Here is a 23,165-nt window from a genome sequence, read left to right as displayed (position 1 = left end):
GAAAGTCAGCCCGTTCTAATGAAGTGGACGCGCGGCACCATCCGGCCGGGTTTCGGGCGTCCTGCGGCTCGCATGGGCCAGCGCCAGGATGAAGGCGAGCGACAGCAGGAGCACGATGGTCGGCGCCGGCGCACTGTCGATGAAGAACGAGAGATAGACCCCGAGGAACGAGCCGATCACGGCCATGACGACCGCCGCGAGCAGCATGGTGCTGAACCGGCGGGTCAGCAGGAAAGCGAAGGCGCCCGGCGCGATCAACATGGCGATGGCCAGGATGATGCCGACGGCCTGCAGCGCGCCGACGATCGTCAGCGAAATCAGGCTGAGCAGGCCGTAATGCAGCAGGTTCACCCGAAGGCCGACCGCCCGCGCCTGCGCCGGATCGAAGGCGTGCAGCAGGAAATCCTTCCATTTGATGCCGATCACGCCCGCTGTCAGCAGGGCGATCAGCGCGGCCCCGCCAATATCGGCCACGGAGACGCCGAGCATGTCGCCGAAGAGAATATGGTCGAGATGCACCTCGGACTGGATCTTCACATAGAGGACGAGACCGAGCCCGAACATGCCGGAGAAGACCACGCCCATCACGGTGTCCTGCTTGATCCGGCTGTTGTCCTTCAGGAAGCCCGTTGCGGTGGCACAGATCATCCCTGCGGCGAAAGCCCCGACGGCATAGGGAAAGCCGAGGATGTAGGCGAGGACCACGCCGGGAAAGACGGCATGGCTGATCGCATCGCCCATCAGCGACCAGCCCTTCAGCACGAGGAAGCAGGACAGCAGCGCCATCGGTATGGCGACGACCACCGCGATCACCAGCGCATTGACCATGAAGTCGAAGCGGAAGGGTTGGAGCAGTGTCTCGACGAGGATCGTCATGCGGCCTCCAGGGTGCGGGCGGCGCGGCGACGGGCGGCCAGCATGCCGTGCTTGGGCGCGAGGAAGAAGGCGAGCAGGAAGATCGCCGTCTGCAGCACGACGATGATGCCGCCGGTGGCTCCGTCGAGATGATAGCTGGCATAGGCACCGGCGAAGCTGGTCAGCGTGCCGATCGCAACCGCGATCGCCAGCAGCCGGGGGAAGCGATCCGTCAGCAGATAGGCGGTGGCGCCGGGCGTGACGACCATGCAGATGACGAGGAAGGCCCCCACCGTCTGCAACGCCGCGACCGTGGACGCCGAAAGCAGCGTGAAGAACATCAGCTTGAGAGCGGTCGGGTTGAGGCCGATCGAGCGCGCATGGCTCTCGTCGAAGAAGGTGACCATGAGGTCCTTCCATTTGACGAGCAGGACACCGAGCGAGACCAAGCCGATCAGCGCGAGCTGAATCGTGTCGGCGGGGGTGATGGCGAGGATGTTGCCGAGCACGATGGTCTGGATGTTCACCGAGGTCGGCGAGAGCGACACCATGAACAGGCCAAGCCCGAAGAAGCTCGAGAAGATCAGGCCGATGATGGCATCTTCCTTCAGCTTGGTCCGCTGGTTCAGGAAGAGCATCGCGCCGGCGGCGAGCCCGCCGGAGAAGAAGGCGCCGATCGAGAAGGGCAGGCCCAGCATGTAGGCGCCGGCCACGCCCGGCACGATCGCATGCGACAGCGCATCGCCGATCAGCGACCAGCCCTTCAGCATCAGATAGCAGGACAGGAAGGCGCAGACGCCCCCGACGAGGGCCGAGACCCACATGGCGTTGCGCATATAGCCGTATGAGAAAGGCTCGAGGAGAGCGGCGATCATTCCCCGCCTCCTTCGCGCATCCCGGCCTCCCGGCGGGCCGCCCTGCCCTCGTGCAGGATCAATGGCCGCTCGTCGTCGGTGACGACGCCGACGGGCGCCTGCCCGCCGACATGCGCCTCGTTCAGCACGACATGGCGCAGCACGCCGCCGAAGGTCCTCTGCAGGTTCTCCTGGGTGAAGGTGTCCGCGGTCGGGCCATGGGCCAGGACCGTTCCCTTGATCAGGATCGTCCGATCGCAGAATTCCGGCACGGAGCCGAGATTATGCGTCGAGACCAGCATGACGCGGCCCTCCGCTCGCAATTCGCGCAGCAGCGCGATGATCCGCTCCTCGGTCTTGACGTCGACGCCGGTGAAAGGCTCGTCGAGCAGGATGACCCGGCTGTCCTGGGCGAGCGCCCGCGCCAGGAAGACGCGCTTCTTCTGGCCGCCCGAGAGCTCCCCGATCTGGCGTTTGCGAAAGGCGCCCATGTCGACGCGGGCGAGCGCGGCATCGACGGCCGTGTGATCGGCGGCCTTCGGGATGCGCATCAGGCCCATGCGGCCGTAGCGGCCCATCATCACGACATCCTCGACCAGGACCGGGAAGTTCCAGTCGACCTCCTCGGCCTGCGGCACATAGGCGATGAGGTTCTGGCGCAGCGCCTGCCGGACCGTCAGCCCGAGCACGCGGATATCGCCCGTGGCGAGGCGCACGAAGCCCATGATCGCCTTGAACAACGTCGACTTGCCGGAGCCGTTGACGCCGACGAGAGCCGCGATCGTGCCCGTGGGGATCCGGAAGCTCGCATCCCGCAACGCCGTATGGCCATTGCGGTAGGTGACCGTCGCACCGGTCACCGCAATGCCGCCCCCCGCCTCGGACGCGGCGAGGAGGGCTTTGGCATCGACAGGCGCGTTCACTGCGCCAGCCCCTTGGCGATGGTGCCCGAGGTGACCTTGAGCAGGTCGATATAGGTCGGAACCGGACCGTCGCTCTCGCTCAGCGAATCCACATAGAGGACGCCGCCATATGTCGCCCCGGTTTCCCGCGCGACCTGCTGGGCCGGCTTCGGCGAAATCGTGCTCTCGGAGAAGACCACCGTGATCTTGTTCTTCCGCACCGCGTCGATGACCTTGCGGACCTGCTGCGGCGTGCCCTGCTGGTCGGCGTTGATCGGCCAGAGATAGAGCTCCTTCAGCCCGAAATCGCGTGCCAGATACGAGAAGGCGCCCTCGCTGGAGACAAGCCAGCGCTTCTCGGCGGGAATGGCGGCGAGTTCCGCCCTGATCGGCTCGATGGCGGCCTTGATCCTGGCCTTGTAGGCTTCCGCATTGGCCTTGTAGGTCTCGGCATTCTGCGGGTCGTACTTCGCGAAGGCGTCGCGGATGTTGTCGACATAGATCAGCGCGGCCGCGGGCGACATCCAGGCATGCGGGTTCGGCTTGCCCTTGTAGGGGCCTTCGACGATGCCCATCGGGGCGACGCCCTGCGAGACGACGACGCCCGGCACGTTCCTGAGATTCTGGAAGAACTTCTCGAACCAGAGCTCGAGCCCGAGGCCGTTCCAGAGGATGAGCTGTGCGCCCTGGGCGCGCTGGATGTCGCCCGGCGTCGGCTGGTAGTTGTGGATTTCGGCACCGGGCTTGGTGATCGACTCGACGATCGCCGCGTCGCCCGCGACGTTTTTCGCGATGTCCGCGATCACCGTGAAGGTGGTGACGGCCTTGAACTTGCCCTGGGCGGCGGCCGGCGAGTTGCCCAGCACGGCGGCGAAGGCGGCGCCCATGAAACCGGCCAGGATCGATCGACGCGAAGCAGCGGGCATTGAGGCATCCTTATTGACAATGAATTGCAGAAGCAATTCATTGCTACCTTGAAGTCCGCCGTACTTGCAAGTGCGATTTATTCGCAATTATGGAGGAGGAATTGCGCCCGACCCGCTGGAGGGCGGCGGCGTTCGGCGCCGTCGCGAGCGCTCAATAGGTGACCGTCGCCTGGATCGTATCGGCATAGGCGCCCGGTGACGGCGTCGCCTGAGCCGGCACGCGCCCATAGACGAATGTCGTCTGTGCCAGGCCCGACCCCAGCCCCGCCAGGGTATTGGCACCGAGCATGTTTCCGAACGCCTGGGTGCGCGCCGTATCCCGGTAGAGGCCATAGGTGATCCCCTCGCCGCCCTTGACCATGCGCCGCAGCGTCGGATTGGTGGCGCCCGACAGGCCGCCATCGAGTCCGATCTGATAGGCGGTTCCGTTCGTGCAGGTCGGCGCCAGGCTGGTGAAGGCATCATGGGGCGCGGTCAGGACGCCGACCGGCCCGAAATTCAGGTCGCTGGTCGTGACCCTGCAGGTCGGCGGCACGTTCGCCGTGACGTTGAAGCTCCCAGACTGGGTGACCGTCAGCAGATTGCATCCGAGCAAGAAGGAGAGGAGCCCATAGCGGATCTGCGCGTCGGCGCCGGAAAAACTGCTGCTGTAAGGCACCGGCGCAGCCGTGGCCTGGCCGCTATAGACGCGGCCATAGATCGTGACGCTGCGGCTGCCGGTGCCGCCGGGCATGGACAGATTGAAGCCGACAGGCGATGCGCCTCCTGCCGCCCACGCCCCCGATCCCCAGGGGACACTCGCCGCCGCATCGGAAAACAGGCCGTAACGGAGCTGATTGGCGCCGTTGACGAGGGTGCGATTCGCCGCATTCGTGCCGCCGCCGCTGCCGGGCCCCAGCTCTATGCAGACTCCCACCGGCAAGATTGTACCCGAGCAGGAGACCGTGGCCGTGGCGGTTCCGTTCACCTGTGCATTGGCCGTGACGTCGACATCGCCAAAGGCCAGGGGCGTGATGCTCAAGGAGCAGGATTGGGCGCTCGCCGGCCGGGCCGCCGGCAGCATCCCTGCCGCCGCGAGCATGGTCCAGAAGCACAGTCGCAGCAAACCGCGCGCTATTGGCATCGGACCGGTCCGATCGAGACTTGCGCCTTGTCCCGGGGCGCGAAGGGAAACCGCGCATGGCAGGATCCCGCCTCGAGCCGCACGACCACCTCGTTATCCGCCGACAGGTTCTCGATGAAGGCCCGGCCGTCATAGCCGACCGTGAATTCCGGCGCGGCGGCACTCGTCCCCCTGAGACCGGGCTGAAGCGCGCCCGTCGCCCCAACGCGCAAGGGGCGCCCCGCCGCGTCCTGAAGGATGACGATCGCCGCATTGCTCATCGACCTGACGCCGAAATCGACGATCACGCCGGCCCGGTCCGACGGAGCGCGCAATTCGACCGTGCTCTCCGAGGACGCATCGACCGGCAGGTCGCGGGGGTCGATCGAAATCCTGTTGGCCTGATAGGATCGCAGCGTCGGGATGAGCGCGCTGCCGGATGCGTCGGTGCGAGCGACCACCCGGTTCTCGAACAGCACGTCGACGCCGGGGACGCCGACCTTCGCCACGGCGAACGCATCGTCGATCCGGTTGCCGGCGAAGACGCTGCCCCCCGCGATCGCCACCGAGCCGTCGAGCTGCATCGTCCCGGTGAAGCCTCCGTCGCCCTGCGCCACGCCGGCCTCGATCTGGCCGGCGGCGCCGCGATAGGCGACGGACGCCGCGCGCCGCATCTGTCCGGAGGGCCCTTCGACATCGCGGATGCGCCAGCCGACGCTTCCGATCTCCTGGCCGATGGGCTTGTTGACGTCGGCCGCGAGCGACCAGGTCGAGCCCGTGCGGCTGGCGCCCGCCGAGGAGGTGATGTCGCTCCCGAACGGAAACGACAGCCCGGCGAAAACGCCAGCGGAACTGCGATCCGCCAGATCGGTGTAGAAGGTGGCGTAGAATGAGCCGCCACCCCAGAGCGGCCGCGTATAGCTCGCATTCACGATCCGGTTGGCGCGCCCCAGCGCCGGCTTCACATGGGCGAAGCCGAGGCTGACCGCTCCGCCCAGCAGCGGCACCGGCACGCCGATCGAGACCCTGTCGAGCGCGCGCGGCGGCAGAAGCATCCGCTCCCATCTGTCGCCGCTCAGCGTCGGCGAGCCCGCCGTCGCGACATAGTCGGTGACGCCGCCGCCCAGCCCCGGGAACGGAACGCCGCTGACCGCGGCCAGATCCCTGTAGGCTCCGAAGGTCCTCTGGGACGCGGCCATGAAGGACACCCCCCAAAGCTGCGTCTCGAACGAAACATAGGACTGGCCGCCAATGCGGCCATCGTTCCAACTGCCGGCGCCCGCCGCGGTCAGCACGCCGTAGCGACCGAGGCCGAAGACGCCGCCGACGCTGCCCATGCCGAGCCCGCGCGTCCCCTCGCCGTGCGCGACCACCGTGACGGTGTCGGTGATGCCGTAGCGCGCGCTTGCCGATCCCGCGACATCGTCGCCATAGAGGCTGGACCGCAGGCCGTATTGCAGGCGCGGCAGGCCAAGCTCGGCGGAAAAATCGAACAGGCCCGGCCGGAGCAGATTGCTCGACACGACGAAGGGCAGGCTCGACTCGCTCTGCCGGCCCGAGGCGTCGCGCACGACCACGCTGGCATTGCCGTTGCCGGTGAGGATGGGGATGTTGGTGATGCGGAACGGGCCGCTGCCGACATCCTGTGAAATGGCCTTCGCGCCGTTGACGAACACGTCGACCGTCGACGGCACCGCCGCGGAACCCGTGACGCTGGGCAGCGGCAGCGTGATCAGGTCTGGACGCAGCCCGAAATTCCGCTGGAACTGTAGGCCGCCCAGGCGGACGGGGCGGGTCCATGCCAAGCCGCTCGAGATCAGGTCGCCGGCACGATAGGTCAGCAGGGTCTCGGGATCGGAATAGGTCCAGCTCGTCTCCAGGCGGAGCGCTTCGGTCGATCCCCCCGCAAGCGACCGGTCGCTCAGGATCCCGGTCTGGGAGACCACGCCGACGGGGCTGAACAGCCGCGCGTCGAGCGTCGCGGACAGCGTGGGGTAGCGCCAGAAGCTGCCCAATTGCTTGTCCTCGGATGTTCCGAAGAGCGTGTAGTTGAGGACGGCGCCGGTGCTGCCGCGCTCGGGCTTCGGCGCGGGCGTGGCGCTGGACGGTTGCGCGTCGTAGGTCTTGGGCAGGCGCCCCTCCGGCGGCAGCCTGATGTCGATCCGCTGCGCCGCCTCGTCATAGCGGAAGGTCAGGCCGGGAATGGCGAGCAGGGCGACCTCGTCCGCCGCCTTGAAGGCACCGGGGACCTTGACGCCGAGCTCCTCCAGCTCCTTGCGAAGCGCCAGGATGTCACCGCGAGGATTTTGACGAAAGGCGCCGATCAGGCCGATCGCCTGGCCGTCGAGAAGAACATCGAGATGCAGCTCGCGGCCGGCTCCGTCCTCGCCTCGAGCGGGTTTCGCAGCCCAGCACGCCGATCCAAGCACCAGCATCGCCATGGCTGCGAACCTAGCGGCTGGCGGACACCGGCAGCGGCGCATTGAACGAGCCAATGTCGGTCATGCCGGAAATCGTGAACCGCGCGCCCGACCTCGCTGACGGCGACGAGGGAAGGACCCATTGCATCGACGAACCGCCGAGCGAATAGCCGAGAAGCCCCTTCGTCTCGGACACCACCTTTCCGGAGGCGTCGCGGATCGTGATCGCGGCGAAGCGTGCGCGCCTTTCTCCGCTGTTCACCGCGCTCAGGGTCAAGCCCTTGTCATGGCGGCTGATCGACCAGGCGACCGAGGCGGGCGAAGCGGATTTCCGGCTGAAGAAGACGGGCACCACATGGCGCATGACCAGAGCCACGGTTCCGGGTGCGCGGTTCGGCTTGGGCAATTCGTCGATGACCAGCCGATACGCCTCCTCTCGCGCGACGGGTTGCCCCGTCACCCGGACGATCCGGACCGTGTAATCCTGACGGGAGCGCAGCTGGACGACCGGCGGGCTGGCCACAACGTCGTCCACGGGCTCAAGCCGTTCGGCTCCGTCGCGCTGGATCCAGCGAAAGACGCGGATCTGGGCGGTGATCGGTTCGACATCCGTGTTGCGCAGGGTGATCGTCGCCGTGTTTCCGGGCGCCGGGAGGTCCAGCAGCACGGGGGCGACCTGCAGGGAAGCCGCATCCGCCACTCCGGCGATGAGGCTTGCAAAACCAATTCCGATGACCGCGCTCTTCATACGGGTTTCCTTCTGTTCCGGCACAGCGGCAGGGATCGGCGCTGCGCATGCAGCTCCGTCACGCCTCCTTCGGTTAGGCCTGGTCGATGGTCGGCAGCAGGCGAGCGCGATTGCGCCGGTCAGTAGGTCACCGTCACCGTGATGGTGTCGGTGTAGAGCGCCGGCGCGGGGGTGGTTTGGGGCGGAACCCGGCCGTAGACGGTATAGTTCTGCGCCGCGCCGCTCCCGATCCCGGCAACGGTATCCGTCGCGATGGTCGATCCCCAGTTCTGGGTTCGGCCGGCGTCACGGAAAAGCGCGTAATTGATCAGGCCGCCGGTCCCCGCCATTTGGCGCGTCGTGACGGAGCCACCATTCACGCCCTGGTTGAGCCCGATGGAATAAGGCGTCGTGGCCGTGCACTGGACGCTGATAGTACTCGTCGAATCGACATTCGCCGAAAGGACGCCGGCGTTGCCGAAGTTAAGATCCGAGGCACTGACAACAATGCAGGTAGCCTGGATATTGATCTGAACCTGGAAATTGCCCGTAGCCGTGGCCGCATTCGAGGCACTTGACACAAGGGAAGCTATCAGTACTGCCGGAACGAAATGTGTTCTTGCCATAATGAAAACATCCATTGTCAGGAATTTAGGCAAGTCGATACAATAGGAGTATTGGGCCAGCTTGGTTAATGGATGCTTAACATCGCAACCTGAGCGTGCTGGCGCCGGCGTCCGTTCACGCACCTCACATGGCCTGCAATCCTCGGCAGGAGGCCTGCAGCGCTGCCGCGCCTCTTGCCGGCACAAGCCGCTCCCGACCACCTCGACGCCCTGCTTTTCTGAAGCGAAACCGGTCCGCCGCCGGCTCCTACGATCAACTCTCGATGGACAGGCCATCCATGCCGGCAAGCGCATCGAGCTCTTTCGCGATCCCGGCCTGGAGCCAGAGAGCGATCTCGACGACGACGGGGCTCAGGGGCCTGGACCGGGGCGCGACCAGGCTATGGTGCTGGCCGGTGCGGATGACGAGATCCGAGGCGGGCACCAGCATGCCCTTCAACAGCATGCTCGCGATGACGCTGACCCAGCCGAGCGCGATGCCCTCGCCGTTGAGAGCGGCCTGGAGAATGACGGAGTAATCCGTGAATTCGTGCCAGACGCCGCGGGACGTGCCGCGATGGGCGACGTTGCCCCATTCCTTGGCCCATTTGGGGGTCGCATGGTCCGTCAGCCACAGGAACACATGTCCGGCCCCATCGCCCTTATGGTCGAGCGGGCCGCGGGCGCTGAGATAGGCCGGGCTGCACACCGGGAAAATGATCTCGGGCGCGAAGAACCAGCGATGAAAGCTTTCATCGTCGTCGGCGACGATGCGCGTGGCGAGATCGACATTGTCCGGGATGCCGCGCAGGACGCCCGGAACCAGATCGAAGCGGATATCGACCTGCGGGAATGCCGCATTGAACTCGCCGAGACGCGGCAGCAGCCAATGGGCCACGAAAGAGCTCGACATCGAAAGCGTGACGACAGGCTTCGTCGAACTCTTGCGACGCTGGATCGCCTCGATGGTCTCGGCAATACGGGTGACGGCCTCACCGAGGACGTCATGGAGCGCGCGCCCATCGATGGTCAGCTCGATCCCACGCGCGCGGCGTTCGAAGAGCTTGACCCCGATGGCCGCCTCCAGCTCGGCGACACTGCGGCTGATCGAGGGCTGGGTGACATTGAACTCGACCGCCGTCGCCGTGAAGCTGCCGGTGCGTGCCGCGGCCTCGAAGATCAGCAGCCCGCGCGCCGACGGAACCAGGCGAGGAAGAAGAGCCATACTCTCAGCGTATCCCTCGCCAAGCTTTTTTCAATCTACTCCGCTTCCGGCATCTGCCGCAGGATCGCAGGGGGATCAGCCATATGACAGCGGCTGCGCAGCTTCGCAGCTACCATCACGCATGCGTATAGGCTTTGGCTTTGGCGAGGACAATTCGGTGAGTGCAGCACAGCTAACCGCCGCTCCCGCGCCCGGTGCAAGCCTCGACCCGCTTCTCGAGGCGTTCGCGATCAAGAAACTGCGTTTCCGGAATCGCATCGTCAGCACCAGCCACGCCTCCATGCTCGACGATGGCGGGCTGCCGCTGGAGCGCTATCAGCGCTACCATGAGGAGAAGGCCCGCGGCGGGCTCGCCATGACGATGATCGGCGGCTCGGCGATGACCTCCCCCGACTCCAGCTGGGGCGGCGGCCAGCTCGATCTCTCCAGCGACCGCATCATTCCGCATCTGTCGCAATTATCGGCGCGCATCCATGGCCATGGCGCGGCGGTGATGTGCCAGGTCTCGCATCTCGGTCGCCGCGCCACCTCCTATGGCTGGAACTGGCTGCCGGTGCTGGCGCCGTCGCGCGTGCGGGAGACGCGCAACCGCAACTTTCCCAAGGAAATGGATGAGGCGGATATCGCGCGGATCATCCGGGATTACGCCGATGCGGCGCTGCGTTGCATGGAGGGCGGTCTCGACGGCGTCGAGACCGTGACGGGAGGCCATCTCATCGGCCAGTTCCTGTCGCCGCTCACCAACAAACGCAGGGATCGCTTCGGCGGCTCGCCCGAGAACCGCGCCCGCTTCGGCCTGATGGTCCATGAGGCCATTCGCAAGCGCGTCGGTGACGACGCCGTGGTCGGCATCCGCTTTGTGATCGACGAAGGCGTCGCCGATGGATCGGGGTTCGAGGATTGCTTGCAGCTCGCCCGCATCTTCGAGCGCGAGGGGCACATCGATTACTTCAACTGCATCTACGGCCGCATGGACACCGATCTGGCGCTGGCGGAAGACAACATGCCCGGCCTGTTCCAGCGCAGCGCGCCCTATCTCGACAAGGTGGCGCAATTCCGCCGCGAGACGAAGCTGCCGCTGATCCATGCCGGCGGCATTCGCGATATCGCAACGGCCCGCCATACGATCCGCGAGGGCATCGTCGACCTGATCGGCATGACGCGCGCCCACATTGCCGACCCGCATATCGTCAACAAGCTCATCCGGGGCGATGAGGAGCGGATCAGGCCCTGTGTCGGGGCCTCCTACTGCCTCTACAAGAAGGTCAACTGCATCCATAACCCCGCCAGCGGGCGCGAAACCGTGCTCGGTCACGAGGTGAAGCCGGCTTCGCGGCGGCTGAAAGCCATCGTCGTCGGTGGCGGCCCCGCAGGCCTCGAAGCCGCCCGCGTCTGTGCCGAGCGCGGCCATTCCGTCATCCTGTTCGAGGCGGCGCCCAGGCTCGGCGGCCAGCTGCTCGTGGCAACGGCCGCGGTCGAACGGCGCGACCTGATCGGCATCGTCGACTGGCGGATCGGCGAATTGGAACGTCTCGGCGTCGATATCCGCACGAACTGCTATGTCGAGGCCGACGCGGTGCGCGCCGAGGAGCCCGACCTCGTCATCATCGCCACGGGCGGCGTTCCCGACACCGACTGGCTGGAGGGCGCCGAGCTCTGCGACACCGTCTGGGATGTGCTGACCGGAACCGTGCCGGGCAAGGACGATGTGCTCGTCTATGATGGAACCGGGCGGCAAGCGGCGGCGTCCTGCGCCCTGCATCTCGCCCAGCAGGGCAAGACGGTCTCGATCGCCACGCCGGACGACGCGCTTGCCGTCGAGATGTCCTATATCGACAGATCCGGCTTCAGGAAGCGCTTTGCGGAGCTTGGCATCCGCTCCTTCACCGAGATCGGGCTGGAGAAGGTCGAACGCCGGGGCAACGCCCTTCAGGCCAGCTTCCGCCATGAGCTGACCGGTGCGCAAAGCCGGATCGAAGCAAGCCAGATCGTCGTCGAGCACGGCACATTGCCCGCCGCCGAGATCTATCACGCGCTGAGAGCGCTCTCGGCCAATGACGGCGTCACCGATACCGCATTCATGGTCGGCGACGCGGAGGCTGAAGCGCCTCCGGCCGGCAGCTTCCTTCTGCATCGCATCGGCGACGCGGTGTCGAGCCGGGACATCTATTCATCGATCTACGAGGCCTACCGGCTCTGCTCGAAGCTTTGAGCGGGGGCGCCCGGACGATGGACATGGCATCGTCGCGTGGACCTTGCGAAGCTTCGCAGGGAAGCACTGTTCACGCCGCCGGAAAGTAAATCGTCGCCGTAACTTAGAATATTTATAATGTTTTGGCCTCGGCTAGCCCTTTCCTCGCAGGGCCGTTAAGAGGTCGCCCCACAGACAACTTTCCTTGGACATGACGCGTGGGCAGCTTCAAATCGCTTTTGATCGCGGCCGGGCTTTGCGTCGCCGGCGGCATTGCGACCCCGGTTGCGGCAGCTCCGAACAGCTACCCCCTGACGCTCGACAATTGCGGCGTGAAGATCACCTTCCAGAAGGCTCCGCAGCGGGCCATCGGTCTCGGCCAGAACAGCGCCGAGATCATGCTGCTGCTTGGGCTCCAGGACAGGATGGTGGGCACGGCCTTCTGGCCAAGCAAGGTCCTGCCGCAGCTTGCCGAAGCCAATGCCAGGGTGAAGCTCCTGACCGTGGAATTCCCGACCTTCGAGAGCATGCTCGCCGAGAGGCCGGATTTCGTCGCAGCCGCCCTTCCCACGCTGCTCGGTCCGAGCAGCAAGGTTGCCAAGCGCGAGGATTTCGAGCGTGTCGGCATTCCCAGCTATCTGTCCCCCAGCACCTGTCTCGATACGAAGGGCAGCAAGGACGCCTATGGCAGCCGCGCCCAGCTCTGGAGCACGGATGCGCTCTATCAGGAGATCGACGAGCTCTCGCGGATCTTCGACGTCGCCGATCGCGGCCAGGCCCTGATCGCCGATTTCAAGACGCGTGAGGCGGCGCTGCGCGCCAGCGTGACGCCGGGCGACCAGAAACTCTCCTACGTCTTCTGGTTCTCCAGCCCCTCCCCATCTGCCGACGCCTATCTCGGCGGCAAGAACGGCGCCTCGGGCTTCATCGCCGACCTGCTCGGCGGCCGCAACGCCATCCAGACCGAGGCCGAATGGCCGACGCTTGGGTGGGAAGGCATCATCGCGGCCAAGCCCGACGTCATCGTCGTCGCCAACCTCGACCGCAACCGCTGGGAGCTCGACAAGCCGGAGGCCAAAATCAAGTTCCTGACCACGGACCCGGCCGTCAGCCAGCTTGCGGCCGTCAGGAACAAGGCCATCGTGGTCATGGATGGCCAAGCGATGAACCCGACCGTCCGGACGATCTACGGCGCCGAACAGATGGCGCAGCAGTTGAAAGCGCTCGGCCTGCTGAAGTGAACGGGGAATACGGCGCCCTTCAGGGCAAGGCGGCCCTGGCCGGCCTGCTGCTGGGATCGCTGGCGGCGATCGGGCTCGCCATCGGTCTCAGCGTCGGCATCGGCGACCTGCCGATCCCGCTCGGCACGACGCTCGCCGCCGTCACCAACCGGCTGGGCTGGTCGTCGGTCGAGATCGACCGGGTCTTCGAGACCGTGATCTGGGACTACCGGCTGAGCCGCGCGCTCGTCGCGGCGTTCTGCGGCGCAGGCCTCGCGCTCTCCGGCGCGATCATGCAGTCGCTGCTGCGCAACCCGCTCGCGGAACCCTATGTGCTCGGCATCTCGGCGGGCGCATCGACCGGCGCGGTTGCCATCATCATCCTGGGTCTGGGCGGCGGCGTTCTCTCGCTGTCCGGCGGCGCGTTCCTCGGCGCCTTCGCCGCCTTCTGCTTCGTCGCCCTGCTCTCAAACGGCACGCGCGGCGGCGCCGACCGCACCATCCTGGCGGGCGTAGCGGCTTCGCAACTCTTCAATGCCGCGACCTCCTATATCGTCACCACCTCCGGCAACGCCCAGCAGGCCCGCGACGTCATGTTCTGGCTTCTCGGCAGCTTCGGCGGCGTGCGCTGGCCGGAGTTCATGCTGGTTTCGGTGGTCGTCAGCCTCGGGCTCGTCGCCTGCCTCTGCTATGCGCGGACGCTCGACACCTTCGCCTTCGGCGACGAGACGGCCGCCTCCCTCGGCGTCAATGTCGGCCGGGCCCGGATCGTCCTCTTCGCCCTCACTGCCATGATGACCGCGACCATTGTCAGCATGGTCGGCTCGATCGGCTTTGTCGGCTTGATCGTGCCCCATACCGCCCGGGCCCTGATCGGCCCCCTCCATGTCCGGCTCCTGCCGGCCTGCGTGCTGATCGGCGCGGTTTTCATGGTCTTGGCGGATGTCGCTTCGCGTGCCCTGATCCCGCAACAGGTGCTCCCGATCGGCGTCGTCACCGCTCTCGTCGGCGTGCCGTTCTTCTCGATCATCCTCTACCGGCTGCAGCGTGCCTCATGAGCATCACGGCAGAGAACCTGGTCTGGCGGATCGGAAGCAGGACGATCGTCGACGGCGTCTCCTTTGCCGCCGAGCCTGGACGGATGCTGGGATTGCTCGGCCCCAACGGCTCCGGCAAGACCTCGCTCCTGCGCCTTTTGACCGGTCTGAAGCGGCCGCAATCGGGCCGCGTGCTGCTGGATGGAAGCGATCTCGCATCGCTGGGTGCCCGGACGGTGGCGCGTCGCGTCGCCTTCGTCGAGCAGCATGCGACCACCAGCGCCAATCTCCGCGTCGTCGATGTCGTCCGGCTCGGACGATTTCCGCATCGCTCCTGGATGTCCCGCTGGACCCATGCGGACGACCGTGCCGTGGACGAGGCGCTCCAGCGCGCCGGCATGCAGGACCGGCGCAACGAGCGCTGGCAGAGCCTGTCGGGCGGCGAGAAGCAGCGCACGCATATCGCCAGGGCGCTCGCACAGACGCCGACCGAGCTGATCCTCGACGAGCCGACCAACCATCTCGACATCCAGCACCAGATCGGCGTGCTGAAGCTCGTCGCGAGCCTGCCGATCACCAGCGTGGTCGCCCTGCACGACCTCAACCACGCCGCCATGTTCTGCGACCGGGTGATCGTCATGCAGCAAGGCCGGATCGTGGCGTCCGGACCGCCGGACGCGGTGATCAGCGAGACGCTCCTGCGGGAGGTCTTTTCAGTCGAGGCGCGCGTCGAGGCGTCTCCTCACCATCACAGACCGCATATCCACTATCTGCGGTGACCGCGGCGCGCTCTGCTGCGGGGTGAGGCTGCCGCGAGCAACTCCGCGGTTTTTTGCCGCTGCCATTTCCTTCAGAATCGCGCCAGTCGGCGATCGATCGCGTCCTGCAGATGGTACCAGCCGCTGACGATGGGCAGGAACCAGGGGCGGCCATCGTAGAGCGTCACCGGAATTTCGGGGAAGGCAGGGTCGTCGAAGGCGCTCCTGCGGTTCTGCTTCCCGAGCAGCTTCAGCGCCGATTGGTGGCCGAGATAGGTCATCAGCGCGACACCGTTGCCATTGCAGCCGACGGCGAAGTCGATGCCGCCAAGCTTGCCCATATGCGCGATCTTGTCGGCGGTCATGCCGACCTTGCCGCTCCAGCAATGCGTGACCTTGTAGCCCGCAAGCTGCGGCCAGACCTTCAGCATCATGGCATGAAGCCGCGGCGCCGCCTCCCGTTCCGGCACGTTGAGCATGCCGGGCCGGCTGCCGAACAGGATGCGCGTGCCGTCCGGAGACGGGCGGGTATAGATCAGCTCGCGCTTGGAATCGGTGACCATGCGCCGGCCGGGATTGATCTCGGCCATCAGCTCCGGCGGCAGCGGCTCGGTCGCGATCTGGTAGCTGCGCACGCCGACGATCCGCTTGTGCAGGAAGCCGCTCGCCTTGTCGCTGTAGCCGTTGGTGCCGAAGAAGACATGGCGCGCGCGAACCATGCCGCGACCGGTCTCGACCTCGTGGAAGCCGTTCGCCAGCGGGCCGACCTTGAGGACCGGGGCATGTGAACGCAGCTTTGCGCCATTGGCCTGCGCGAGGCGGCGCAGGGCCCGGTGATACTTCGCCGGATGGAGGCCGCCATAATCGTCGATGACGATGCCGCCATGGTAGAAATCCGTCTTCGTGATCTCGTGCTGCCGCGATTTCGGAATCTCGTGGACGGTGACGCCGGTGTGCTTCGCCAGCAATTCGCCATGGCGGCGCAGCCGGTCGTAATGACCAGGCACATGGGCGCCGAAATAGCGGCCGAAGACGCCGAGATCGGCATCGAGCTCCTTCTCGCGGATCAGGCTCTTGAGGTGCTCGTAGGATGACAGCGAATCCTCCAGAAGCCGTTCCATGCGCGCGGCATCGACGCCCTTGATCGCGCCGCCGATGACGAGCTTCTGGCCGCTCGAGACCATGCCGCCGGAGCGCGTCGAGGCGCCGGCGCCGAGTTCCTCCGCGTCGACGACCGTGACGTCGACACCATTGCGAGCCAGTTCGGCCGCAGCCGAGAGGCCGCAATAGCCTGAGCCGACGACAAGGATATCGGTCTCCTCCGGCAGCGGGTCACGTGCGGTCTCGGGCGGGGCCGCGTCCCACCAGTACGGATCGGTTGTGAAGTTCGGCGCGAGAACGCCGGTCGGCTCAGCCATGGGCGGCCTCTCCGAAGGATCTGATGTTGGACAGGAAAGTGCGGGTGCGCTCGTGCCGTGGCGCGCCGAAGAAGGCATCCGGCGGCCCCTCCTCGACGATCTGCCCCTCCGCCATGAACACCACGCGATCGGCAACCTCGCGGGCAAAGCCCATCTCGTGCGTGACGACGACCATGGTCGTGCCCTCCCGGGCAAGATCCTTCATCACGTCGAGGACGCTGCCGATCGTCTCAGGATCCAGTGCGGATGTGGGCTCATCGAAGAGGATGGCCTTCGGCCGCATGGCGAGCGCGCGGACGATGGCGACGCGCTGCTGCTGCCCGCCGGACAGGGCGGACGGATAATCCAGCGCCTTGTGGGCAAGCCCGACGCGCGCCAGCAGCGCCCGCGCCTCCTCCTCGGCCTTGGCGCGCGGCACGCCGCGGCGGCGCTCCGGCGTGATCGTCATGTTGCGCAGCACGCTCAGATGCGGGAACAGCGCGTAGTCCTGGAAGACCATGCCGACCTCGGTCCGCATCTGCTGCCAGGCGCTCTCGTGGTGGATATCGACCGGTTTTCCGGCGATGTGGAGCGTGCCTTCGTCGGGCCGGACGAGGCCGTTGATGCAGCGGATCAGCGTGCTCTTGCCGGAGCCGCTCGGCCCGATCAGGACCACGACGCTACCCGCCTCGACATCGAGATCGATGCCGCTGAGCGCCCGATGCGCACCGAAGCGCTTGCCGATGCCGCGCAAGCTGATCAGCGGCCGGGCGCTCATGCGGCGAGCTCCCGCATGGCCCGTTTCAGCTCCTCGCGCGCGCCCTGCAGATCCCCGCGCTTGCGTGCCAGAACGCCACGGCGATTTTCGAGCCGCGCCTGCGCCGCCTCCACCGCCTGCGCGACCGCATCCGGGGCCGGCCCGCCGGGAACGAGGCGCGCAGCGACGCTGGCCGCCGGGTCGAGGCTCTCGCGGACGCGATCCGCCGGCAGGCCGAGCGACCGGCCAAGCTGATCCTGCGCTGCCGCATCGACCATCCCGGTGGTAATGCCGTCGGCGGCGAGGCCGGCATCCATCGCCGCGCGGACGACCCCGCCAACGACGTGATGCGCCTCGCGGAACGAGAGATCGGCCTCCCGCACCATCAGGTCGGCAAGATCGGTCGCGGAGGCGAAATCCTCGGTGACGCGGCGCTTCATCAAGGCCGCGTTCGGCCGGGCCGTGGCGATGATCAGATCGAAGAGCGAGAGGCAGCGCAGCGTCTCCTCGCCCGCCTCCCAGACCCCGCGCATCCCCTCGCGATTGCCGTCGATGGTGTTGGTGAAATGCGTGCCCTTCACCGCCGTTGCGGAGGCGACGTAAAGACCGAGCAGATGGCCGGCCTTGCCCTTGAGATGTTCGAGCACCACCGGGTTCTTCTTCTGCGGCATGATGCTCGACGTGCCGGTCACCCGGTCCGGGAACTCGATCGTCTGGAATTCGTGCGAGACCATCACATGGTAGTCCTGCGCCACGCGGCTCCACCCCAATGCGATCTGGGTGAGCGCCGACAGGATCTCGAGCCCGAAATCCCGTGTCGCGACGGCATCGAGGGCATTTTCCACCAGCCCCTGGAAGCCGAGCGAACGCGCGACCGCCTCCCGGTCGATCGCGAAGGTCGTGCCGGCAAGCGCGCCTGCTCCGAGCGGACTGATATTGGTGCGCGCCCAGGCATCCGTCAGGCGGCCATGGTCGCGTTCGAGCGACTGCGCGACGCCGGCGAGATAGAAGCCGTAGGTGATGGGCTGCGCCGGCTGGAGATGGGTGTAGCCCGGCATCACCACCTCCCGGAAGCGGAAGGCTCCGTCGAGCGCGTGCTCCTCGACCGAGAGCAGAGCCTGGCTCGCGTCGAGCAGCAGGTCGCGGGCGCGCAGCCGGTCGATTCCCGAGGTCAGGTCATTGCGGCTGCGGGCAATATGCATCCGCCCGCCGGCCTCGGTCCCGATCAGCTTGATCAGATGCGCCTCGAAATTGAAGTAGGAATCCTCGCGTTGCGGGTCGAGTTCGACGACCTCGGGCCCGTCCGTCTCCATGCGCAGGAGCCCGGCGGCAAGCGTTTTCGCAGCCTGCGGGGAGATCAGCCCGCAGCGCGCGAGCATCAGCACATGGGCCTGGTTGAGGTCGCTCATATAGCCGAAGACGGTGCGGAAATCCCGCGCGAGCCGCGGCGCGTAGATGTGTTCGCAGACCTCCTCGGCGACCTTCTCGGTCAGGCGGCGGCTGACTTTCGATTCCATGACGGCTTCCCCAGTATCCAGGTGAGTTTGCGAAGATCAGGGCAGTTGCGCTGCCGGCGCGGCCGAGGCGATGGCCTCCGGACGGGCTTGCGGGCGGTCGCGCTTCAGCCGGCGCTCCAGCCAGCGGCCGAACCAGGTCAGCGTCGAGCAGATGACGAAATAGGTGAGCAGGACCGCGGCATAGACGGTGAAGGCCGGATTCCAGCCCTCCATCATCGTCGTGCGCTCGACGATGATCTGCCCGACCTTGAAGAACTCGTTGACCCCGACGAGCGCGCCGAGCGACGTCGCCTGCACGAGCAGCGTCAAGAGCCCGACGAAGGGCGGCAGGATCGCGCGCAGGGCCTGCGGGCCGGTGATGAAGAGATAGATTTCCCAGGTCTTCAGCCCGAGCGCGGCGGCGCTCTGCCATTGATGCCTCGGCACCGCATTGAAGCCGCCGCGGACGATCTCGATGCCGTTGGCGCTGCCCCAGACCGAAAGCCCCACCGTCACGGCCGCGAAGGGCGACAGCTCCAGCCCGAAGAGCGGCGCGACGAAGAACACGAAGAAGATGTTCACGATCAGCGGAATGTCGCGGAAGAGCTCGACATAGATCTTCACCAGCACGCGCAGCCAGCCGAAGCGCAGCGTCGCCAGCGTGCCGAGCACGAAGGAGATGATCGTCGCGAAGAACAGCGTCGCCAGCGCCAGGCCCAGCGTCATGGCGAGGCCTTGCAGGATGAAGGGAAAATTGCGGATCAGCAGCTCCATCTGCGCCCCCTCAATGCCTGAACGGCGCGTTGAGCCGGTATTCCAGCCGGCTCGCGAGGAATGAGAGGGCGAGGACCAGCAGGAGGTAGATCACGCAGATCGCGGAGAACATCTCGATGGTGCGGAAATCCATCGAGATCCGGTCGATCGCGACATAGGTCAGCTCGGCCAGGCCGATCGCCTGCAGATAAGAGGAGTTCTTCAGGAGCGAGATCGAGGTGTTCAGCATCGACGGCAAACCGACGCGGATCGCCATCGGCGCAGCTACCAGGCGGAAATAGCGCCAGGGCGACAGGCCCAGCGAGAAGGCGGCTTCCCGCAGGCCCTTGCCTACCGTCTCGAGCCCGCCGCGGATATTCTCGATCTGGTAGGCGCCGGCCCAGATGGTGAGGCAGAGCACGCCCGACCAGAACAGCGAGAGTCTGAGCCCCAGGCCCGGCAGGCCGTAGAAGATGAAGAAGAGCTGGGCCAGCAGCGGCGTGTTGCGGATGAACTCGACATAGCCGACGACGAGCTTGTCGAGCACCGGCACCTGCAGCACGCGCGCCGCCGCGCCGAACACGCCGACCAGGATCGAGAGCACGATCGAGAGCGCGCTGACCTGCACCGTCAGCCACAGGCCGCGCATCAGCGCCGGCCATTGCGCAGTGAGATAGGCGAAGTCGAACTCCATGGCACGCGCTCCTCTCGCTGCCAGGCTGCCGGGGGCCGGGAGCGCGAACCGCTCCCGGCGCTTGCCTGCGCTCAGCGCGCGTTGGGCTTCGGCTTGGTGAAGGCGTCGACGTAGAAGGGCCGGATATCGGCCGGGATCCACTTGTCGGGCTTGGAGAAGTCGATCACGCGGGCGCGTTCGGGCGTGACGCCGAGCGTGGCGATCAGGATGTCGACCTTCTTGCCGGCCAGCTGCGGGATGCGGTTCTCGGCCGTCACGCAGGTCAGCTCGATCTTGTCCGGCGAGCCAAAGGCCCAGGCGGCGATCTGGATCGCCATCTCGGTCTCGACGCCGGCGAACTTGCCGGTTTCGTCCTTGTAGCCATAGGGCGGCTGGTCGCAGCGCACCCCGGCCTTGAGGACGCCTGCGGATTTGATCGCTTCCGGTAGTGGAGGCAGACTCTGGGCCTGGGCCCCGAGCGAGAGCGTGAAGGCGGTGGCGGCGAAAGCCGAGAGCGCCGATAGGTGCGAGACGAGCGTGGTCATCCGTTTTCCCTCTGTTGGACCGATGGATCGGTTCTCTGTGGTGAAACGCCGGTCGTTGCCGGCTGTGCGAGCGCCCCGTCCGAGGCAGCTTCATCCTGGGGTCTCGCAGCCATGTCGCTGTCGCCGGGATCGCGCGATCCCGAACCCGTGAGCACGATCACGGCGTGGCGGCCCGCGAGCCCACCGCCTGCGGCGAGTATGGCGAGCGCAGCCAATGCGGAGGCAGCGGACAGCTCGGCATGGAGCCCGCAGGCCGCGAGGCGGCGTTGCGCCGCCCGCGCTGCCCCATCATCGACCGAAACGGCGCGGCCGGCACTGGCACGCAGCGCCTCGACCGCCTGCCATGTCACCGTGCTGCCGGCGATCGAAGCCTGGGCGGTGTCGCCGGCAAACGGCTCGCGATAATCGGCGCCGGCGAGCACCCGCTCCAGCCGCGCGAAGGGCTCGGCCGCGACCAGCATCGGCACACCCGCGCCGACCTCCTCGAAGCCGAGGCGGATGCCGGACAGAAGATCCCCGCGCGAACAGGGCATAACGACGAGATCGGGCATCGTCCCCGCTGCCAGCTCGGCCGCGATCGTCTTGTAGCCTTCGATACCGAAGGGGTTGGTGCCGATGGCCGGCACCTTGTAGTTCGTCGCCGCGAAGGCTCCCTCGCCGACGCGCTTCGCGAGATGCTTCCAGCGGGCCATGCTGTCGGCAAAGCCCATCAGCGTCGCACCATATGCGGTGATCGCCCGGCGGTAGACCCGCGGCAGCGCTTCGGTGGTCGCGATCTCCGCGGAGAGCCCGGCACGGGCGGCGTACGCCGCCACCGAGAGGCCGCCATTGCCGCTCGACGCCGCCACGACGCGTGCGGCGCCGCGATCGAGAGCCCGCGCGATCAGCTGCGCGCTCATCCGGTCCTTGTGCGAGCCCGTCGGATTGCACCATTCGAGCTTGGCGGACAGCTTGCCGAGCTTCAGCTCGCTCGCCAGCTCAGGCAGCTCGACCAGCGGCGTGCCGCCTTCACCCAGGGAGTGGGCCTCGGGATAGGGCAGCGAGACGCCGCGCTCGCCGGGCAAATAGGTCAGCCGCAGATTGGACGCATGTCCCTCGGCGGCGCAGCGCGGGCAACCCGCCTCGTACTCCGCGACCGGCCAGGGCTCGGCGCAGCGCAGGCAGGCCATGCCGATGAGGCGGGACGTCACGGCGATGCTCGGGCGCGTTGACATGGCCAAAAGTATTGTCTTGGCCATCTATCTGGTCAAATCTCAGTTTTTGGCTCTTCTATTCACCAGTGATATGAGCTTGCCGATGAATCTGCGACAGGTGGACGCGTTCCGGACCATCATCTTGCGCGGCTCGATGACGGCGGCGGCGCAGGAGCTGCGAACCTCCCAGCCCAGCATCAGCCGGCTGATCGCTGAGCTGGAGGCCGAGATCGACCTCAAGCTGTTCGAGCGGAAAGCGGGGCGGATTCGGCCGACGCAGGAGGGGCTGGCCTTCTATCGCGAGGTCGAACGCAGCTATATCGGGCTGGAGACCCTCTCCTACGCCGCGCGCGACATCCGCATCTTCGGGACGGGGCGCCTGCGCATCGCGGCGATGCCGGTGATGGCGCTGGGCTTCATTCCGCGCTGCATCCGGCGCTTCAAGGAGCGCTTTCCGCAAGTCAGCATCTCACTGCAGATGGGCCATGACGGCACGGTCACGCGCTGGATGTCGTCATCCTATTGCGACATCGGCTTCATCGCGAACGTGATCGACATTCCGCGCGTCGAACATCGCCCGCTCTACATGATTCCCGGCGTCTGCGCCCTTCCGCCGGGACACCGCCTTGCGAAACGTGATCGCATCACGCCCAAGGATCTCGAAGGCGAGGCCTTCATCTCGCTCTCGCTGGAGGATGGTGCGCGAGCCCGTGTCGACCGCATCTTCCAGGATGCGGGCGTGCGCCGCCATCTCGCGCTGGAAACGCCGTTCAGCGCGGCGATCTGCGCGCTTGTCGAGCAAGGGCTCGGCATCGGCATCGTCAATCCGATCGCCGCCGACGACTATCGGCGCAGCGGCATCGTCTTCCGGCCTTTCAAGCCGGAGGTGATGTTCCACGGCCACGCCATGTTCCCGAGCCACCACCGCGCCGACCCCCTCGTCGATGGTTTTCTGGCCGTCGTGCGCGAAGAGCTCGCCGGATACGAAACAACATCGGTGCGCCACGGGGGACCGGCTCCGCAAGGGCCGGTATGATGCCGCCCGCGCCGCGTCTACCGCGTGCTCAATGGATGGATAAACGACGACAAGGATCGACTGCACTTAAGCCGTCGATTTGATTGGCGCGCCATTCAGGATAAAACTGCGAACACTTACGTAATTGAAATCATGAGATGATTTAGAATTGAAAACAGATTCACTCCTGCGAGTGTTCTTTCAGACCTTGAAAGCCGGTTGTAGTGATAGCAGGCTTCGCACTTCGAATGAGCACCGCGTAGAAGCGTGTAGCGTGCCCATGCAGGCCCCACGATAAATCGTCCCCATCTCCTTCCAGCTCCCGTCCGACCACACCGGCGTTGGCAGGCTGCAATGGATGCATGACAAACGAAAACCCCGGCTTGGCTTTCTCGTGGCCTCGCAGCGCCGTTTCTAACTTCTTCTCGATCTTCTCGATCGCCGCTGTGAGCTTCAGAACGTCTGACCGCTTGTCGTTACCTTCAACGTGAACCTGAAACACTGACGCTCCGAC

At 66.3% G+C, this 23,165-nt stretch carries 22 protein-coding genes; 5 read left to right on the top strand and 17 right to left on the bottom strand.

All coding sequences use genetic code 11. The features are described 5' to 3' along the window. Window positions 1–15: 15 nt before the first annotated feature. The 9 genes from AB4Y99_RS04655 to AB4Y99_RS04615 all read right to left on the bottom strand — a co-directional run bounded on the left by AB4Y99_RS04655 (window position 16) and on the right by AB4Y99_RS04615 (window position 9,616). Complete coding sequence (locus AB4Y99_RS04655; protein ID WP_370955071.1) at window positions 16–876, bottom strand: metal ABC transporter permease; 861 nt, start codon at window positions 874–876, stop codon at window positions 16–18. Beyond that, window positions 873–1,730: an iron/manganese ABC transporter permease subunit SitC gene (gene sitC / locus AB4Y99_RS04650; RefSeq protein WP_441522540.1), complete on the bottom strand. Its 858-nt coding sequence runs from the start codon at window positions 1,728–1,730 to the stop codon at window positions 873–875. The genes AB4Y99_RS04655 and sitC overlap by 4 nt, the downstream gene beginning before the upstream one ends. Next, a complete protein-coding gene (locus AB4Y99_RS04645; RefSeq protein ID WP_441522539.1) occupies window positions 1,727–2,632 on the bottom strand; it encodes a manganese/iron ABC transporter ATP-binding protein in 906 nt (301 codons plus the stop codon). The genes sitC and AB4Y99_RS04645 overlap by 4 nt, the downstream gene beginning before the upstream one ends. Next, on the bottom strand, window positions 2,629–3,537 hold the full coding sequence (locus tag AB4Y99_RS04640; RefSeq protein WP_441522538.1) for a metal ABC transporter substrate-binding protein: 909 nt from the start codon (window positions 3,535–3,537) through the stop codon (window positions 2,629–2,631). Before AB4Y99_RS04640 ends, AB4Y99_RS04645 begins: the two co-directional genes overlap by 4 nt. Before the next feature lie 151 nt (window positions 3,538–3,688). Continuing rightward, window positions 3,689–4,600 carry a Csu type fimbrial protein gene (locus tag AB4Y99_RS04635; protein ID WP_441522537.1) on the bottom strand — a complete coding sequence of 304 codons (912 nt, stop codon included), beginning with the start codon at window positions 4,598–4,600 and terminating at the stop codon, window positions 3,689–3,691. Between the two features lie 50 nt (window positions 4,601–4,650). Then, window positions 4,651–7,080 carry a fimbria/pilus outer membrane usher protein gene (locus AB4Y99_RS04630; RefSeq protein WP_441522536.1) on the bottom strand — a complete coding sequence of 810 codons (2,430 nt, stop codon included), beginning with the start codon at window positions 7,078–7,080 and terminating at the stop codon, window positions 4,651–4,653. Window positions 7,081–7,090: 10 nt separating this feature from the next. After that, a complete protein-coding gene (locus tag AB4Y99_RS04625) occupies window positions 7,091–7,807 on the bottom strand; it encodes a fimbrial biogenesis chaperone (RefSeq protein ID WP_441522535.1) in 717 nt (238 codons plus the stop codon). Between the two features lie 119 nt (window positions 7,808–7,926). Further along, window positions 7,927–8,412: a Csu type fimbrial protein gene (locus AB4Y99_RS04620; RefSeq protein WP_441522547.1), complete on the bottom strand. Its 486-nt coding sequence runs from the start codon at window positions 8,410–8,412 to the stop codon at window positions 7,927–7,929. A gap of 253 nt (window positions 8,413–8,665) precedes the next feature. Beyond that, entirely contained in the window at window positions 8,666–9,616 is a 951-nt protein-coding gene (locus tag AB4Y99_RS04615; RefSeq protein WP_441522534.1) for a LysR substrate-binding domain-containing protein, read from the bottom strand. Window positions 9,617–9,737: 121 nt separating this feature from the next. Here AB4Y99_RS04615 and AB4Y99_RS04610 point away from each other — a divergent pair, with 121 nt between their 5' ends. From AB4Y99_RS04610 to AB4Y99_RS04595, 4 genes are all read left to right on the top strand, one after another. Further along, window positions 9,738–11,828: an oxidoreductase gene (locus AB4Y99_RS04610; protein WP_441522533.1), complete on the top strand. Its 2,091-nt coding sequence runs from the start codon at window positions 9,738–9,740 to the stop codon at window positions 11,826–11,828. 197 nt (window positions 11,829–12,025) lie between these two features. Continuing rightward, window positions 12,026–13,048, top strand: coding sequence for an ABC transporter substrate-binding protein (locus AB4Y99_RS04605; protein ID WP_441522532.1), 1,023 nt, complete (start codon window positions 12,026–12,028; stop codon window positions 13,046–13,048). Continuing rightward, window positions 13,045–14,085 (top strand): FecCD family ABC transporter permease, encoded by a 1,041-nt coding sequence (locus AB4Y99_RS04600; protein ID WP_441522531.1) that lies wholly within the window; start codon window positions 13,045–13,047, stop codon window positions 14,083–14,085. The genes AB4Y99_RS04605 and AB4Y99_RS04600 overlap by 4 nt, the downstream gene beginning before the upstream one ends. Then, window positions 14,082–14,843, top strand: a complete 762-nt coding sequence (locus AB4Y99_RS04595) for an ABC transporter ATP-binding protein (protein WP_142023115.1) — start codon at window positions 14,082–14,084, stop codon at window positions 14,841–14,843. The genes AB4Y99_RS04600 and AB4Y99_RS04595 overlap by 4 nt, the downstream gene beginning before the upstream one ends. Before the next feature lie 71 nt (window positions 14,844–14,914). On the opposite strand, the gene AB4Y99_RS04590 is transcribed toward AB4Y99_RS04595, so the two are convergent. The 7 genes from AB4Y99_RS04590 to AB4Y99_RS04560 all read right to left on the bottom strand — a co-directional run bounded on the left by AB4Y99_RS04590 (window position 14,915) and on the right by AB4Y99_RS04560 (window position 21,633). Further along, on the bottom strand, window positions 14,915–16,240 hold the full coding sequence (locus AB4Y99_RS04590; RefSeq protein ID WP_441522530.1) for an NAD(P)/FAD-dependent oxidoreductase: 1,326 nt from the start codon (window positions 16,238–16,240) through the stop codon (window positions 14,915–14,917). Then, complete coding sequence (locus AB4Y99_RS04585; RefSeq protein WP_038363203.1) at window positions 16,233–16,997, bottom strand: amino acid ABC transporter ATP-binding protein; 765 nt, start codon at window positions 16,995–16,997, stop codon at window positions 16,233–16,235. Before AB4Y99_RS04585 ends, AB4Y99_RS04590 begins: the two co-directional genes overlap by 8 nt. After that, window positions 16,994–18,493, bottom strand: a complete 1,500-nt coding sequence (gene argH, locus AB4Y99_RS04580) for an argininosuccinate lyase (protein WP_441522529.1) — start codon at window positions 18,491–18,493, stop codon at window positions 16,994–16,996. The genes AB4Y99_RS04585 and argH overlap by 4 nt, the downstream gene beginning before the upstream one ends. 36 nt (window positions 18,494–18,529) lie before the next feature. Further along, the gene (locus AB4Y99_RS04575; protein ID WP_038363198.1) at window positions 18,530–19,246 is read right to left on the bottom strand and encodes an amino acid ABC transporter permease; all 717 of its coding nucleotides are present in this window, start codon (window positions 19,244–19,246) and stop codon (window positions 18,530–18,532) included. Window positions 19,247–19,256: 10 nt separating this feature from the next. Further along, a complete protein-coding gene (locus AB4Y99_RS04570; RefSeq protein ID WP_441522528.1) occupies window positions 19,257–19,919 on the bottom strand; it encodes an amino acid ABC transporter permease in 663 nt (220 codons plus the stop codon). Between the two features lie 71 nt (window positions 19,920–19,990). Beyond that, window positions 19,991–20,443 (bottom strand): transporter substrate-binding domain-containing protein, encoded by a 453-nt coding sequence (locus AB4Y99_RS04565; protein ID WP_441522527.1) that lies wholly within the window; start codon window positions 20,441–20,443, stop codon window positions 19,991–19,993. Beyond that, window positions 20,440–21,633, bottom strand: coding sequence for a threonine synthase (locus tag AB4Y99_RS04560; RefSeq protein WP_441522526.1), 1,194 nt, complete (start codon window positions 21,631–21,633; stop codon window positions 20,440–20,442). The genes AB4Y99_RS04565 and AB4Y99_RS04560 overlap by 4 nt, the downstream gene beginning before the upstream one ends. Before the next feature lie 106 nt (window positions 21,634–21,739). Between AB4Y99_RS04560 and AB4Y99_RS04555 the strand changes: the two genes are divergently transcribed. Next, on the top strand, window positions 21,740–22,672 hold the full coding sequence (locus tag AB4Y99_RS04555) for a LysR substrate-binding domain-containing protein (protein WP_038363193.1): 933 nt from the start codon (window positions 21,740–21,742) through the stop codon (window positions 22,670–22,672). A 160-nt stretch (window positions 22,673–22,832) separates the two neighbouring features. On the opposite strand, the gene AB4Y99_RS04550 is transcribed toward AB4Y99_RS04555, so the two are convergent. Next, window positions 22,833–23,165 (bottom strand): hypothetical protein (locus AB4Y99_RS04550; protein ID WP_441522525.1); only part of this gene is annotated, 333 nt, incomplete at its 5' end.

The sequence above is a fragment of the Allobosea sp. TAB14 genome, assembly GCF_052113865.1.
Lineage (GTDB): Bacteria > Pseudomonadota > Alphaproteobacteria > Rhizobiales > Beijerinckiaceae > Allobosea > Allobosea spartocytisi.
The sequence above is the reverse complement of the archived record's forward strand: the minus strand, read 5'-3'. Positions and strand labels throughout refer to the sequence as shown.